General features: G+C 61.9%; 7 protein-coding genes. 6 read left to right on the top strand and 1 reads right to left on the bottom strand.

Features of this window, described 5'->3' with window-relative positions:
- Nucleotides 1-9 precede the first annotated feature (9 nt).
- The gene (locus HMI59_RS06060) at nucleotides 10-1,206 is read right to left on the bottom strand and encodes an acetyl-CoA C-acetyltransferase (RefSeq protein ID WP_193593135.1); all 1,197 of its coding nucleotides are present in this window, start codon (nucleotides 1,204-1,206) and stop codon (nucleotides 10-12) included.
- Nucleotides 1,207-1,620: 414 nt separating this feature from the next.
- On the opposite strand from HMI59_RS06060, the gene rpoB reads away from it, so the two are divergent.
- The 6 genes from rpoB to tuf all read left to right on the top strand — a co-directional run bounded on the left by rpoB (nucleotide 1,621) and on the right by tuf (nucleotide 14,000).
- Nucleotides 1,621-5,127, top strand: a complete 3,507-nt coding sequence (rpoB, locus tag HMI59_RS06065) for a DNA-directed RNA polymerase subunit beta (RefSeq protein ID WP_031216553.1) — start codon at nucleotides 1,621-1,623, stop codon at nucleotides 5,125-5,127.
- A 101-nt stretch (nucleotides 5,128-5,228) separates the two neighbouring features.
- Nucleotides 5,229-9,128 carry a DNA-directed RNA polymerase subunit beta' gene (locus HMI59_RS06070; protein ID WP_166183606.1) on the top strand — a complete coding sequence of 1,300 codons (3,900 nt, stop codon included), beginning with the start codon at nucleotides 5,229-5,231 and terminating at the stop codon, nucleotides 9,126-9,128.
- A 417-nt stretch (nucleotides 9,129-9,545) separates the two neighbouring features.
- Nucleotides 9,546-9,920 carry a 30S ribosomal protein S12 gene (rpsL, locus tag HMI59_RS06075; protein ID WP_009358312.1) on the top strand — a complete coding sequence of 125 codons (375 nt, stop codon included), beginning with the start codon at nucleotides 9,546-9,548 and terminating at the stop codon, nucleotides 9,918-9,920.
- A gap of 1 nt (nucleotide 9,921) precedes the next feature.
- Nucleotides 9,922-10,392, top strand: a complete 471-nt coding sequence (rpsG, locus tag HMI59_RS06080; RefSeq protein WP_021472399.1) for a 30S ribosomal protein S7 — start codon at nucleotides 9,922-9,924, stop codon at nucleotides 10,390-10,392.
- Nucleotides 10,393-10,461: 69 nt separating this feature from the next.
- Nucleotides 10,462-12,576 carry an elongation factor G gene (fusA, locus tag HMI59_RS06085; RefSeq protein ID WP_021472400.1) on the top strand — a complete coding sequence of 705 codons (2,115 nt, stop codon included), beginning with the start codon at nucleotides 10,462-10,464 and terminating at the stop codon, nucleotides 12,574-12,576.
- A 233-nt stretch (nucleotides 12,577-12,809) separates the two neighbouring features.
- Nucleotides 12,810-14,000: an elongation factor Tu gene (gene tuf / locus HMI59_RS06090; protein ID WP_021472401.1), complete on the top strand. Its 1,191-nt coding sequence runs from the start codon at nucleotides 12,810-12,812 to the stop codon at nucleotides 13,998-14,000.
- The last annotated feature ends 66 nt before the right edge of the window (nucleotides 14,001-14,066 follow it).

Genomic DNA, 14,066 nt, shown 5'->3' on the forward strand with positions numbered 1-14,066 from the left:
GGACCTCCCTTAGTCGCGGTACAGGAGGAGGGCTTCGCCTTGGCCTCCGCCGCCGCACAACGATACGGCGGCCTTGCCCGTTCCCCTCCGTCGGAGCTCATGCGCTGCGTGCAGGGCCAGACGGGCTCCGGAGGCGCCGATCGGGTGGCCCAGGGCAATCGCTCCACCGTGGATGTTGCACTTTTCCAAGGGGTATTGGAGGTCCTTGAGGGACTGGACGGCAACGGACCCGAAGGCCTCATTGATCTCTATGAAATCCAGGTCTTCGGCAACCCAGCCGGCCTTCTTCAAAGCCTGTGCAATGGCGTTGGAAGGCTGCGAGTGCAGGGAATTGTCCGGTCCGGCCACCTGCCCCGGCTTGCCCACGACGGCAAGGTATTCGAGGCCGTTGTCCTTGGCGAAGCGGCGACTGGTCAACACCAGCGCGGAGGCGCCGTCGGACAGGGGAGAGGAGTTGCCGGCAGTAATGGTTCCGTCCGTCGCGAAGGCGGCCTTGAGCGGGGCGAGCGTTTCCAGCGTGGTGTTGGGCCGGATCCCCTCATCCGAGGTCAGCACCACGGGATCTCCCTTGCGCTGCTTGACGCTGAGTGGCGCAATTTCGACGTCGAAGATTCCCGCCTCCGCTGCGGCGGCGGCGCGTTGGTGGGAAGCCGCGGCCACCTCGTCCTGGGCACGCCGGTCAATGCCGAGCGTTACGTTCTTCGATTCCGTGGAGAGTCCCATCGACTGCCCGTCGAAAGCATCTGTCAGGCCGTCGTGCGCGGCGACGTCCAAGGCCTGGACTGCTCCGTAGGTCCATCCCTGGCGTGAACCGGGGAGGAGGTGCGGAGCACGCGTCATGGACTCCTGTCCGCCGGCCACAACTACCGTGGCATCTCCGGCGCGGATCATCCGGGCAGCGTCGATGACCGCCGTGAGCCCGGACAGGCAGACCTTGTTGATGGTCACGGCCGGGATATTCCAGCCAACGCCTGCGGCTATGGCGCTCTGCCTGGCGGGGTTCTGGCCGGCGCCTGCCTGCAATACCTGTCCCATGATGACGGCGTCCACCTGCTCGGCCTTGACACCGCTCGCCGCCAGGGCGCCGGTGATCGCATGGGCACCAAGCTCGACGGCGGTGAAGCCCGCCAGCTGCCCGTTGAGGCGGCCCTGCGGGGTCCGGGAACCTGCAAGGATGACAACGTCATTGTCGTCGGAGTTTGTCATGGTCTCTCTTCCGGTCCGGTTGTATTACGTCCTAGGCTATCGCGCGGCGGGCGCTCCGGAACCCGGCTTGGAAAGGCACTCTTCCGGAAGACCTGCCCGGGGCCGTGGAGCGCCTTCGCTTTGGTGCCTGCAGCAACGGTGCTTGCAATCCCGGACGATCTGGGGTAGACAGAAAGGCTACTTTGCCGTATCGTAGATATTTGCGTCTTCCCTGTTAACCTTCAGCCTTCATATAGCGGTGGGCTTTACATCTCAGCTGCGTCAATCGGCATGCCGTCCAAGGCGTGCATCTACCTTTTGCGGGGCTGGGTCCGGGTCATATAGCGGAACCGGATTAAGTATGCCGCGGAGAACTCCGCGGGATGCAAACGGGGGAGATCTGAAAACGCCTGAAGGTCTGTGGAAGGATCCCTCTTGGTCGCCTCGAGCACCTCTAATAACGAAACCGCTAACACGGCAAGCACCGATGGTGCCACCCGCCGCCTCTCATTCGCAAAGATTCACGAACCGCTGGATGTTCCGAATCTTCTCGCCCTGCAGACAGACAGCTTTGACTGGCTGGTCGGAAACGAACGCTGGCAGGCGCGGGTAGCGAAGGCTGTCGAGGAGGGCGATCTCAGCGTCGCCACCACCTCTGGACTTGCCGACATCTTCGAAGAGATCTCCCCGATCGAGGACTTCCAGGGCACCATGTCCCTGAGCTTCTCCGAGCCGGAGTTCGCTGATCCGAAGTACACCATGGCCGAATGCAAAGACCGTGACGCCACCTACTCGGCTCCCTTGTACGTCAAGGCCGAGTTCATGAACAACAACACGGGCGAAATCAAGCAGCAGACCGTGTTCATGGGCGACTTCCCGCTCATGACCGAAAAGGGAACGTTCGTCGTCAACGGCACCGAGCGTGTTGTTGTTTCCCAGTTGGTCCGTTCGCCCGGCGCCTACTTCGAGCGCGCTGCAGACAAGACCAGTGACAAGGACATCTTCACCGCGAAGATCATCCCGTCCCGTGGTGCTTGGTTCGAGCTCGAAATCGACAAGCGCGACCAGGTCGGTGTTCGCCTCGACCGTAAGCGCAAGCAGTCCGTTACCGTCCTGCTGAAGGCCCTTGGCTGGACCGAAGGCCAGATCCTCGAAGAGTTCGGCCAGTACGACTCCATGCGTGCAACGCTGGAGAAGGACGCCACCGAGACCCGCGAAGACGCCCTGCTGGACATCTACCGCAAGCTGCGTCCGGGCGAGCCGCCCACAGTCGAAGCTGCCCAGTCCCTGCTGGACAACCTGTACTTCAACCCCAAGCGCTACGATCTGGCCAAGGTTGGCCGTTACAAGATCAACCGCAAGCTGGGCATCGACCGCTCCCTTGGTGACAAGGAAGCTTCGGTCCTGCACGTTGAAGACATCGTCGCCATGATCAAGTTCCTCGTTGCGCTGCACGCCGGCGAGAAGACCATCATGGGCAAGCGCGACGGCGAAGACCACGAGCTCCGCGTCGAGATCGACGACATCGACCACTTCGGCAACCGCCGCATCCGCGCCGTTGGCGAACTGATCGAAAACCAGGTCCGCACCGGCCTGTCCCGCATGGAGCGCGTCGTCCGCGAACGCATGACCACGCAGGATGTCGAAGCCATCACGCCGCAGACCCTGATCAACATCCGCCCGGTTGTTGCAGCCATCAAGGAGTTCTTCGGAACCTCCCAGCTGTCGCAGTTCATGGACCAGAACAACCCGCTGTCGGGTTTGACCCACAAGCGCCGCCTGTCGGCCCTTGGCCCGGGTGGTCTGTCCCGTGACCGCGCAGGCATGGAAGTCCGTGACGTTCACCCGTCCCACTACGGACGTATGTGCCCCATCGAAACTCCTGAAGGCCCGAACATCGGCCTGATCGGTTCGTTGGCTTCCTACGGCCGCATCAACCCGTTCGGCTTCATCGAAACCCCGTACCGCAAGGTCACCAACGGTGTTGTGTCCGACGACGTCGAATACCTCACCGCAGATGACGAGGCCGAGGTCCTGATCGCACAGGCCAACGCTCCGCTGGATGCCGACAAGCGCTTCTCAGAAGAGACCGTTCTTGTCCGTGCCCGTGGTGGTGGAGGCGAGCCCGTGCTGGTTCCGGCCGAGGATGTCCAGTACATGGACGTTTCCCCGCGCCAGATGGTGTCCGTGGCAACGGCCCTGATCCCGTTCCTCGAGCACGACGACGCCAACCGCGCACTCATGGGTGCCAACATGCAGCGCCAGGCTGTGCCGCTGGTCCGTTCCGAGGCTCCGTTCGTGGGCACCGGCATGGAGCGCGCCGCAGCTGTTGACGCCGGAGACGTTGTCATCGCCAAGAAGGCCGGTGTGGTCACCGAAGTTTCCGCCGAGCTGGTTGTCATGCTCAATGACGACGGTACGGAAACCAACTACCGCATCAACAAGTTCGCCCGCTCCAACCAGGGCAACTGCTACAACCACCGCGTCCTGGTCAACGAAGGCCAGCGCCTGGAAGTTGGCGGCATCATCGCCGACGGCCCGGCAACGGACCAGGGTGAACTTGCCCTCGGCAAGAACCTGCTCGTGGCATTCATGTCATGGGAAGGCCACAACTTCGAGGACGCCATCATCCTGTCCCAGCGCATCGTCGCTGAAGACGTTCTGTCCTCCATCCACATCGAGGAGCACGAGATCGATGCCCGCGACACCAAGCTTGGTGCCGAGGAAATCACCCGTGACATCCCCAACGTGTCCGAGGAAGTCCTGGCGGGCCTGGACGAGCGCGGCATCATCCACATCGGTGCCGAGGTTGAAGCAGGGGACATCCTGGTCGGAAAGGTCACCCCTAAGGGTGAAACCGAACTGACTCCGGAAGAGCGCCTCCTCCGCGCGATCTTCGGTGAGAAGTCCCGCGAAGTCCGCGACACCTCGCTGAAGGTGCCCCACGGCGAGTCCGGTACGGTCATCGGCGTGCGCGTCTTCGACCGCGACAACGACGACGAACTGCCCCCGGGCGTGAACCAGCTGGTCCGCGTCTACGTTGCAGCCAAGCGTAAGATCACCGACGGCGACAAGCTCGCCGGCCGCCACGGCAACAAGGGTGTTATCTCCAAGATCCTCCCGGTCGAGGACATGCCCTTCCTTGCAGACGGTACCCCGGTGGACATCGTCCTGAACCCGCTTGGTGTTCCGGGTCGTATGAACGTCGGCCAGGTCCTGGAAACCCACCTCGGTTGGGTTGCCAAGACCGGTTGGAAGATCGAAGGCGAGCCGGAGTGGGTCAAGAACCTCCCGAACCTGCCTCGTGAAACCGGCCAGACCACCGTTGCCACCCCGGTGTTCGACGGCGCCCGCGAAGAGGAAATCACGGGCCTGCTTGACTCCACCAACGTGACCCGTGACGGCGACCGCCTGATCGACTCCTCCGGCAAGACCCGTCTGTTCGACGGCCGCTCCGGCGAGCCGTTCCCGGACCCGATCTCCGTCGGTTACATGTACATCCTGAAGCTCCACCACCTGGTGGACGACAAGATCCACGCGCGTTCCACCGGCCCGTACTCCATGATCACGCAGCAGCCGCTGGGTGGTAAGGCACAGTTCGGTGGCCAGCGCTTCGGTGAAATGGAAGTGTGGGCGCTCGAAGCTTACGGCGCCGCTTACACCCTTCAGGAACTCCTCACGATCAAGTCGGATGACATCCACGGCCGCGTGAAGGTCTACGAAGCCATCGTCAAGGGCGAGAACATCCCCGAGCCTGGCGTTCCTGAGTCCTTCAAGGTCTTGATCAAGGAAATGCAGTCGTTGTGCCTGAACGTGGAAGTTCTTTCCACCGACGGAACCACGATCGAAATGCGTGACTCTGATGACGCAGTCTTCACGGCTGCGGAAGAACTGGGCATCGATCTGTCTCGCGCAGAGCCCAGTTCCGTAGAAGAGGTCTAGCAGCCGCTCCGGCGGGTGGTGCCAGCACCGCCCGCCGGGCAGCTCCCTCTTTCCGTAACCAAGACTTCAGAATTTAGAGAACAAGAGAGAACAGGGACCATATGTCCAGCGAATCCTCCTTCGGCCTCATGCAGATCGGCCTCGCCACCGCGGAAGACATCCGTGGCTGGTCTTACGGTGAGGTCAAGAAGCCGGAAACCATCAACTACCGCACTCTCAAGCCTGAGAAGGACGGTCTTTTCTGCGAGAAGATCTTCGGACCTTCCCGTGACTGGGAATGCTACTGCGGCAAGTACAAGCGCGTCCGCTTCAAGGGCATCATCTGTGAGCGTTGTGGTGTTGAAGTCACCCGCGCCAAGGTGCGCCGTGAGCGCATGGGCCACATTGAGCTCGCCGCTCCCGTTACCCACATCTGGTACTTCAAGGGCGTTCCGTCGCGCCTTGGCTACCTTCTGGACCTGGCTCCGAAGGACCTCGAGAAGGTCATCTACTTCGCTGCCTACATGATCACCAGCGTTGACGAGGAAAACCGCCACGCTGAACTGCCGAATCTCCAGGTCGAGCACGACCTCGAGAAGAAGCAGCTGATCGACAACCGCGACAGCGACATCGCCCAGATCGCCCGCGACCTTGAAGACGAGCTTGCCCGTCTTGAGGGCGAGGGTGCCAAGGGTGCGGACAAGAAGAAGGCCCGCGACTCCGCGGACCGCCAGATGGCGAACGTCCGCAAGCGCGCCGACGCCGACATCGAGCGCCTTGAACAGGTCTGGGACCGCTTCAAGAACCTCAAGGTCGCCGACCTCGAAGGTGACGAGGGCCTGTACCGCGAACTGCGTGACCGTTACGGCATGTACTTCGAGGGCTCCATGGGTGCCGAAGCCATCAAGAAGCGTCTTGAGACCTTCGACATGCAGGCTGAGGCTGAGTCCTTGCGCGATGTCATCCAGAACGGCAAGGGCCAGCGCAAGACCCGCGCCCTGAAGCGCCTCAAGGTTGTCAACGCGTTCCTCACCACGAACAACAGCCCGCTTGGCATGGTTCTCGACGCCGTCCCGGTGATCCCGCCGGAACTGCGCCCGATGGTCCAGCTGGACGGTGGCCGCTTCGCGACCTCCGACCTCAACGACCTCTACCGCCGTGTGATCAACCGCAACAACCGCCTCAAGCGCCTGCTTGACCTCGGTGCTCCGGAGATCATCGTCAACAACGAGAAGCGCATGCTTCAGGAAGCCGTTGACAGCCTCTTCGACAACGGCCGTCGTGGCCGTCCTGTCACTGGCCCGGGCAACCGTCCGCTGAAGTCCCTGAGCGACATGCTCAAGGGCAAGCAGGGCCGTTTCCGCCAGAACTTGCTCGGTAAGCGTGTTGACTACTCCGGCCGTTCGGTCATCGTCGTCGGCCCGCAGCTGAAGCTGCACCAGTGCGGCCTGCCGAAGCAGATGGCCCTGGAGCTCTTCAAGCCGTTCGTGATGAAGCGCCTGGTTGACCTTAACCACGCACAGAACATCAAGTCGGCAAAGCGCATGGTCGAGCGTTACCGTCCGCAGGTCTGGGACGTGCTGGAAGAGATCATCACCGAACACCCGGTGCTGCTCAACCGTGCACCTACCCTGCACCGCCTTGGTATCCAGGCCTTCGAACCGCAGCTTGTTGAAGGTAAGGCAATCCAGCTTCACCCGCTGGTTTGTGGCGCCTTCAACGCTGACTTCGACGGCGACCAGATGGCAGTCCACCTGCCGCTGAGCCCGGAAGCCCAGGCCGAAGCCCGCATCCTGATGCTGTCCTCGAACAACATCCTGAAGCCGTCCGATGGCCGCCCGGTCACCCTGCCTTCGCAGGATATGATCATCGGCCTGTACCACCTGACCACCAAGCGCGTCGGCTCCGCCGGCGAGGGCCGCGTGTTCTCCTCGGTGTCGGAAGCCATCATGGCCTACGATGCCCGCGAGCTGCACCTGAACTCCCAGGTGAAGATCCGTCTGGAGAACTTCGTTCCCTACGCAGGTTGGGAAGCTCCGGAAGGTTGGGAGCCCGGTCAGCCGGCTCTCGTTGAAACCTCCCTCGGCCAGGTCATCTTCAACCAGACCCTGCCTGAGGACTACCCCTGGGTTGAGGCTGTTGCGGACAAGGGCGAACTGTCCCGGATCGTCAACGACCTCGCAGAGCGCTACCCGAAGGTTGTCACTGCGGCAACGCTGGACAACCTGAAGGACGCCGGCTTCTACTGGGCTACCCGCTCGGGCGTCACCGTGGCCATCTCCGACATCGAGGTTCCGGACACCAAGCCGGGCATCCTTGCCGGTTACGAGAACATGGCTGCCAAGATCCAGGGCCAGTACGACAAGGGCCTGATCGACGACGACGAGCGTCGCCAGGAACTGATCGAGATCTGGAACAAGGCAACCAACGAGATCGCCCAGGCGATGCGTGACAGCCTGTCCCCGATGAACACCATCAACCGCATGGTGTCCTCCGGTGCACGTGGTAACTGGATGCAGGTCCGCCAGATCGCGGGTATCCGTGGTCTTGTGGCCAACCCGAAGGGTGAAATCATCCCGCGTCCGATCAAGTCCTCCTACCGTGAGGGCCTGTCGGTGCTGGAATACTTCATCGCCACGCACGGTGCCCGTAAGGGTCTGGCCGATACCGCTCTCCGTACCGCCAACTCGGGTTACCTGACCCGTCGTCTCGTGGACGTCTCGCAGGACGTCATCGTCCGCGAAGAGGACTGTGGTACCGAGCGCGGCCTGGTCACGCCGATCGCAGTTCCGGACTCCAACGGCGAGTTGGTCCTGGACGAGAACGTCGAGAACAGCGCCTACGCACGTACGCTGGCTGTCGACGTCGTCGATGCCCAGGGCAACGTCCTGGCACCGGCCGGCACCGACTGCGGCGACGTCGTGATCGGCCAGCTGCTTGCAGCCGGCATCACCGAAGTCAAGGTCCGTTCCGTTCTCACCTGTGAGTCCAAGGTCGGCACTTGTGCCCTGTGCTACGGCCGTTCGCTGGCAACCGGCAAGACCGTGGACATCGGAGAGGCCGTCGGCATCATCGCCGCACAGTCGATCGGTGAGCCCGGTACCCAGCTGACCATGCGTACGTTCCACACCGGTGGTGCTGTGTCCGCAGGTGGTGGCGACGACATCACCCAGGGTCTGCCCCGTATCCAGGAACTGTTCGAAGCCCGTACTCCGAAGGGTGTGGCACCGATTGCGGAAGCAGCCGGCCGCATCACCATCGAAGAGTCCGAGCGCCAGATGCGCCTGGTGATCACTCCGGACGACGGTTCCGAAGAAATCGCCTACCCGGTACTGCGCCGGTCCCGCCTCCTCATCGAAGACGGCGACCACGTGAGCGTCGGCCAGAAGCTGATCAACGGTCCGGTGGACCCGAAGCAGGTTCTGCGCATCATGGGTCCGCGTGCAGCACAGAAGTTCCTTGTGGACGAAGTGCAGGGCGTGTACCGCAGCCAGGGTATTGGTATCCACGACAAGCACGTCGAGGTTATCGTCCGCCAGATGCTGCGCCGCGTTACGGTCATCGAGTCCGGCGACTCCGACCTCCTGCCGGGTGAACTGGCAGAGCGCACGCGCTTCGAGGAAGAGAACCGCCGCGTCGTATCCGAGGGCAAGGCACCGGCTTCCGGCCGTCCGGAACTCATGGGTATCACCAAGGCTTCCTTGGCCACCGAGTCCTGGCTGTCCGCGGCTTCCTTCCAGGAGACCACCCGCGTCCTGACGCAGGCGGCCATGGAAGGCAAGAGCGATCCGCTGCTCGGCCTCAAGGAAAACGTCATCATCGGTAAGCTCATCCCGGCTGGTACGGGTCTGCCGCGCTACACGCAGGTCACTGTGGAGCCGACGGAAGAAGCAAAGGCAAGCCTGTTCACGGGCCCCAGCGCTTTCACCGACTTCTCCTATGACGCCCTGGGTGGGGACGGTGCCCCCGAGTTCCACGCCATCCCGCTGGATGACTACGACCTCGGCAACGACTTCCGCTGATTGCAGCGTTAGTCATTGACTGAACGCCGGGCCCCGCATTCTTCGGAGTGCGGGGTTCGGCGCGTTAACGGCCACTCCGCCGCAACCCGGGGGAGTGGAGGGCGACGGCGGCACCCGGCTTCCGCCGTCGCCCTCCATACACCCGATTAAGGCATGAGATCAAGCCGTGCTAGACTTTATGTAATTGTTCTGTGTGGCAGTGGATGAAGGCCGCCGCAGCATCATTTTGGTTTTGTTCTCATGGTGTTGGGTGTGGAGTCTGTTTCCGGGTTGCGGGCAACTTGCGCAACGAATGCCGCACTTTTGCACGCCTACCGGAAGTTCCGGCCGGCCGCATGAGCAACGCCAAAGTTCCCACATGTGCACCGGCTGGCGCCTGTGCGTGGGGGCAGAGATCAAACAACGGAGAACACGAAAGTGCCTACGATTAACCAGCTGGTCCGCAAGGGCCGCACGCCGAAGGTCTCCAAGACCAAGGCTCCCGCGCTGAAGGGCAGCCCGATGCGCCGCGGTGTTTGCACCCGCGTCTACACCACCACTCCGAAGAAGCCGAACTCGGCCCTTCGTAAGGTCGCACGTGTGCGCCTCAACGGTGGCGTGGAAGTTACCGCCTACATCCCCGGCGTTGGCCACAACCTGCAGGAGCACTCCATCGTGCTCGTCCGTGGTGGTCGTGTGAAGGACCTCCCGGGTGTCCGCTACAAGATCGTCCGCGGAGCCCTCGACACCCAGGGTGTCAAGAACCGCAAGCAGGCCCGCAGCCGCTACGGCGCAAAGATGGAGAAGAAGTAATATGCCTCGCAAGGGTCCGGCCCCGAAGCGGCCGCTCGTTTCAGATCCCGTCTACGGCTCCCCGTTGGTCACCCAGCTGATCAACAAGGTCCTGATTGACGGCAAGAAGTCCACCGCAGAGCGCATCGTTTACGGTGCACTCGAAGGTGCCCGCGCCAAGACGGGCGGCGACCCCGTCGCAGCCCTGAAGAAGGCCATGGACAACGTCAAGCCTTCCCTGGAAGTGCGTTCCCGCCGTGTTGGTGGCGCCACCTACCAGGTTCCGGTTGAGGTCAAGCCGGGTCGCTCCACCGCCCTCGCACTGCGTTGGCTCGTGGGCTACTCCAAGGCCCGCCGCGAAAAGACGATGACCGAGCGCCTCCAGAACGAAATCCTGGATGCCTCGAACGGTCTCGGTGCCGCTGTCAAGCGTCGCGAAGACACCCACAAGATGGCCGAGTCCAACAAGGCCTTCGCACACTACCGCTGGTAAAACTTCCCGGACGCCGCCGGCTCCACCGAGCCGGCGGCGGACGTGCAGTCCATCCGAAAGGGAGACCCCGTGGCACAGGACGTGCTTACCGACCTTAACAAGGTCCGCAATATCGGCATCATGGCCCACATCGATGCCGGCAAGACCACCACTACCGAGCGCATCCTGTTCTACACGGGTGTGAACCACAAGATCGGCGAAACGCACGACGGCGCTTCGACGACCGACTGGATGGAACAGGAAAAGGAACGCGGCATCACCATCACGTCCGCGGCCGTGACCTGTTTCTGGAACAAGAACCAGATCAACATCATCGACACCCCGGGCCACGTGGACTTCACGGTTGAGGTTGAGCGCTCCCTGCGCGTCCTCGACGGTGCAGTTGCAGTGTTCGACGGCAAGGAAGGCGTGGAGCCGCAGTCCGAGACTGTTTGGCGCCAGGCTGACAAGTACAACGTTCCGCGTATCTGCTTCGTCAACAAGATGGACAAGCTGGGCGCTGACTTCTACTTCACCGTAGACACCATCATCTCCCGCCTCGGTGCCAAGCCGCTGGTCATGCAGCTGCCGATCGGCTCCGAGAACGACTTCGTTGGCGTCGTCGACCTCCTTGAAATGCGCGCACTGGTTTGGCCGGGCGACGCCAAGGGCGACGTGACCATGGGTGCTTCCTACGAGGTCCAGGAAATTCCTGCGGACCTCAAGGAAAAGGCCGAGGAATACCGCGCACAGCTCGTTGAGACTGTTGCCGAGGCTTCCGAGGAACTCATGGAGAAGTACCTCGAAGGTGAAGAACTCACCCTCGAAGAGCTCAAGGCCGGCATCCGCAAGATGACCATCAACTCCGAGCTCTACCCGGTCTTCTGTGGTTCTGCCTTCAAGAACCGCGGTGTCCAGCCGATGCTCGACGCCGTCGTGGACTTCCTGCCGAACCCGCTCGACGTTCCTGCGATGATCGGTCACGATCCCCGCGACGAAGAGAAGGAACTGACCCGTAAGCCTTCCGCTGACGAGCCGTTCTCCGCTCTTGCGTTCAAGATTGCTGCCCACCCGTTCTTCGGCCAGCTCACCTTCATCCGCGTGTACTCCGGTCACGTTGATTCCGGTGCGCAGGTGGTCAACTCCACCAAGGGCAAGAAGGAACGTATCGGCAAGCTCTTCCAGATGCACGCCAACAAGGAAATGCCTGTTGAGGGCGCTACCGCCGGCCACATCTACGCTGCGATCGGCCTGAAGGACACCACCACCGGTGACACCCTCTGCGATCCCGCAAACCAGATCGTCCTCGAGTCCATGAGCTTCCCGGAGCCCGTGATCTCTGTTGCGATCGAGCCGAACACCAAGGGTGACCAGGAGAAGCTCTCCACGGCTATCCAGAAGCTCTCCGCTGAGGACCCGACCTTCCAGGTCTCCCTCAACGAAGAAACCGGCCAGACTGTTATCGCGGGTATGGGTGAACTCCACCTCGACATCCTCGTTGACCGTATGCGCCGCGAATTCAAGGTTGAGGCCAACGTCGGCAAGCCGCAGGTTGCTTACCGCGAAACCATCAAGCGCGCTGTGGAGAAGGTTGACTTCACCCACAAGAAGCAGACTGGTGGTTCGGGTCAGTTCGCAAAGGTCCAGGTCTCCTTCGAGCCCCTGGAAACCACGGACGGCACCTTCTACGAGTTCGAAAACAAGGTCACCGGTGGCCGTATTCCGCGTGAATACATCCCCTCCGTTGACGCTGGTATCCAGGACGCCATGCAGTTCGGTATCCTGGCCGGCTACCCGATGGTGGGCGTCAAGGCGATCCTGCTCGACGGTGCTTACCACGATGTCGACTCCTCTGAAATGGCGTTCAAGATCGCCGGCTCCCAGGTGTTCAAGGAGGGTGCCCGCAAGGCCAACCCTGTCTTGCTCGAACCCCTGATGGCCGTCGAGGTCCGTACCCCTGAGGAATACATGGGTGACGTGATCGGCGACCTCAACTCCCGCCGTGGCATGATCCAGTCCATGGAAGATGCTGCAGGCGTGAAGGTTGTTCGTGCGAACGTTCCGCTGTCCGAAATGTTCGGCTACATCGGCGACCTGCGGTCCAAGACCCAGGGCCGTGCTGTGTACTCGATGACGTTCGACAGCTACGCGGAGGTCCCGAAGGCAGTAGCCGACGAGATCATCCAGAAGACCCGCGGCGAGTAATCACCCGGTAGCGGATGCAATTCCGGTACCCGGGAAGGCATCTCAGCGCGAGTGGCGGGGCCACGGCGAAGGTCGTGGCCCGGCCCCCTGCGCGAACAGACTCCAGGAACTAGTATTGGTTCCTGAATCTGAAATTTCACCAAAACCAAGCCCCCAAGTAGACTTGCTAGAGTTTCTGCCGCGAAAAGCGCGGCCGAGGAGCACGTCACTTGAAATCGTTCTAGGAGGAACCTGTGGCAAAGGCAAAGTTCGAGCGGACTAAGCCGCACGTCAACATCGGCACCATTGGTCACGTTGACCACGGTAAGACGACGCTGACTGCCGCCATTTCCAAGGTGCTGTACGACCAGTACCCGGATCTCAACGAGCAGCGCGACTTCGCGTCCATCGACTCTGCTCCGGAAGAGCGCCAGCGCGGTATTACCATCAACATCTCCCACGTGGAGTACCAGACCGAGAAGCGTCACTACGCACACGTTGACGCCCCGGGTCACGCTGACTACATCAAGAACATGATCACCGGTGCTGCCCAGATGGACGGCGCAATCCTCGTGGTTGCTGCAACCGATGGTCCGATGGCTCAGACCCGTGAGCACGTTCTGCTCGCCCGCCAGGTTGGTGTTCCCTACCTGCTGGTCGCACTGAACAAGTCCGACATGGTCGAGGACGAGGAACTCCTCGACCTCGTTGAAATGGAAGTTCGTGAGCTCCTGAGCTCGCAGGGCTTCGACGGTGACGACGCTCCTGTCGTTCGCGTTTCCGGTCTGAAGGCTCTGGAAGGCGACCCGGTTTGGGTCAAGTCCGTCCAGGACCTGATGGCAGCTGTCGACGAGTCCGTTCCGGACCCCGTACGTGACCGCGACAAGCCGTTCCTGATGCCGATCGAGGACGTCTTCACCATCACCGGCCGTGGCACCGTTGTTACGGGCCGCGCCGAGCGTGGCACCCTCGCCATCAACTCCGAGGTCGAGATCGTTGGCATCCGCCCGATCCAGAAGACCACGGTTACCGGTATCGAGATGTTCCACAAGCAGCTCGACGAAGCATGGGCCGGCGAGAACTGTGGCCTGCTGCTCCGTGGCCTCAAGCGCGACGATGTCGAGCGTGGCCAGGTTGTCGTCAAGCCGGGTTCCATCACCCCGCACACCGACTTCGAGGCAAACGTCTACATCCTTTCCAAGGACGAAGGCGGACGTCACAACCCGTTCTACTCGAACTACCGCCCGCAGTTCTACTTCCGTACGACGGACGTTACCGGCGTTATCACCCTGCCTGAGGGCACGGAAATGGTTATGCCCGGCGACAACACTGAGATGACCGTTGAGCTCATCCAGCCGATCGCTATGGAAGAGGGCCTCGGCTTCGCTATCCGTGAAGGCGGCCGCACCGTTGGTTCGGGACGTGTTACCAAGATCATCAAGTAGTTTCTGCTTGTTGATCGGGCGAGTCTCCGGCTGACGGAGGTTACCCACAGAAGAACCCCATCGCTT

The organism is Paenarthrobacter sp. YJN-5 (assembly GCF_015040095.1).
GTDB lineage: Bacteria > Actinomycetota > Actinomycetes > Actinomycetales > Micrococcaceae > Arthrobacter > Arthrobacter ureafaciens.

What these genes read in the sequence shown, in the direction of transcription:
- HMI59_RS06060 (WP_193593135.1), bottom strand. Translation starts at nt 1,206, where the DNA reads ATGACAAACTCCGACGACAATGACGTTGTCATCCTTGCAGGTTCCCGG.
- HMI59_RS06070 (WP_166183606.1), top strand. Translation starts at nt 5,229, where the DNA reads ATGTCCAGCGAATCCTCCTTCGGCCTCATGCAGATCGGCCTCGCCACC.
- rpsG (WP_021472399.1), top strand. Translation starts at nt 9,922, where the DNA reads ATGCCTCGCAAGGGTCCGGCCCCGAAGCGGCCGCTCGTTTCAGATCCC.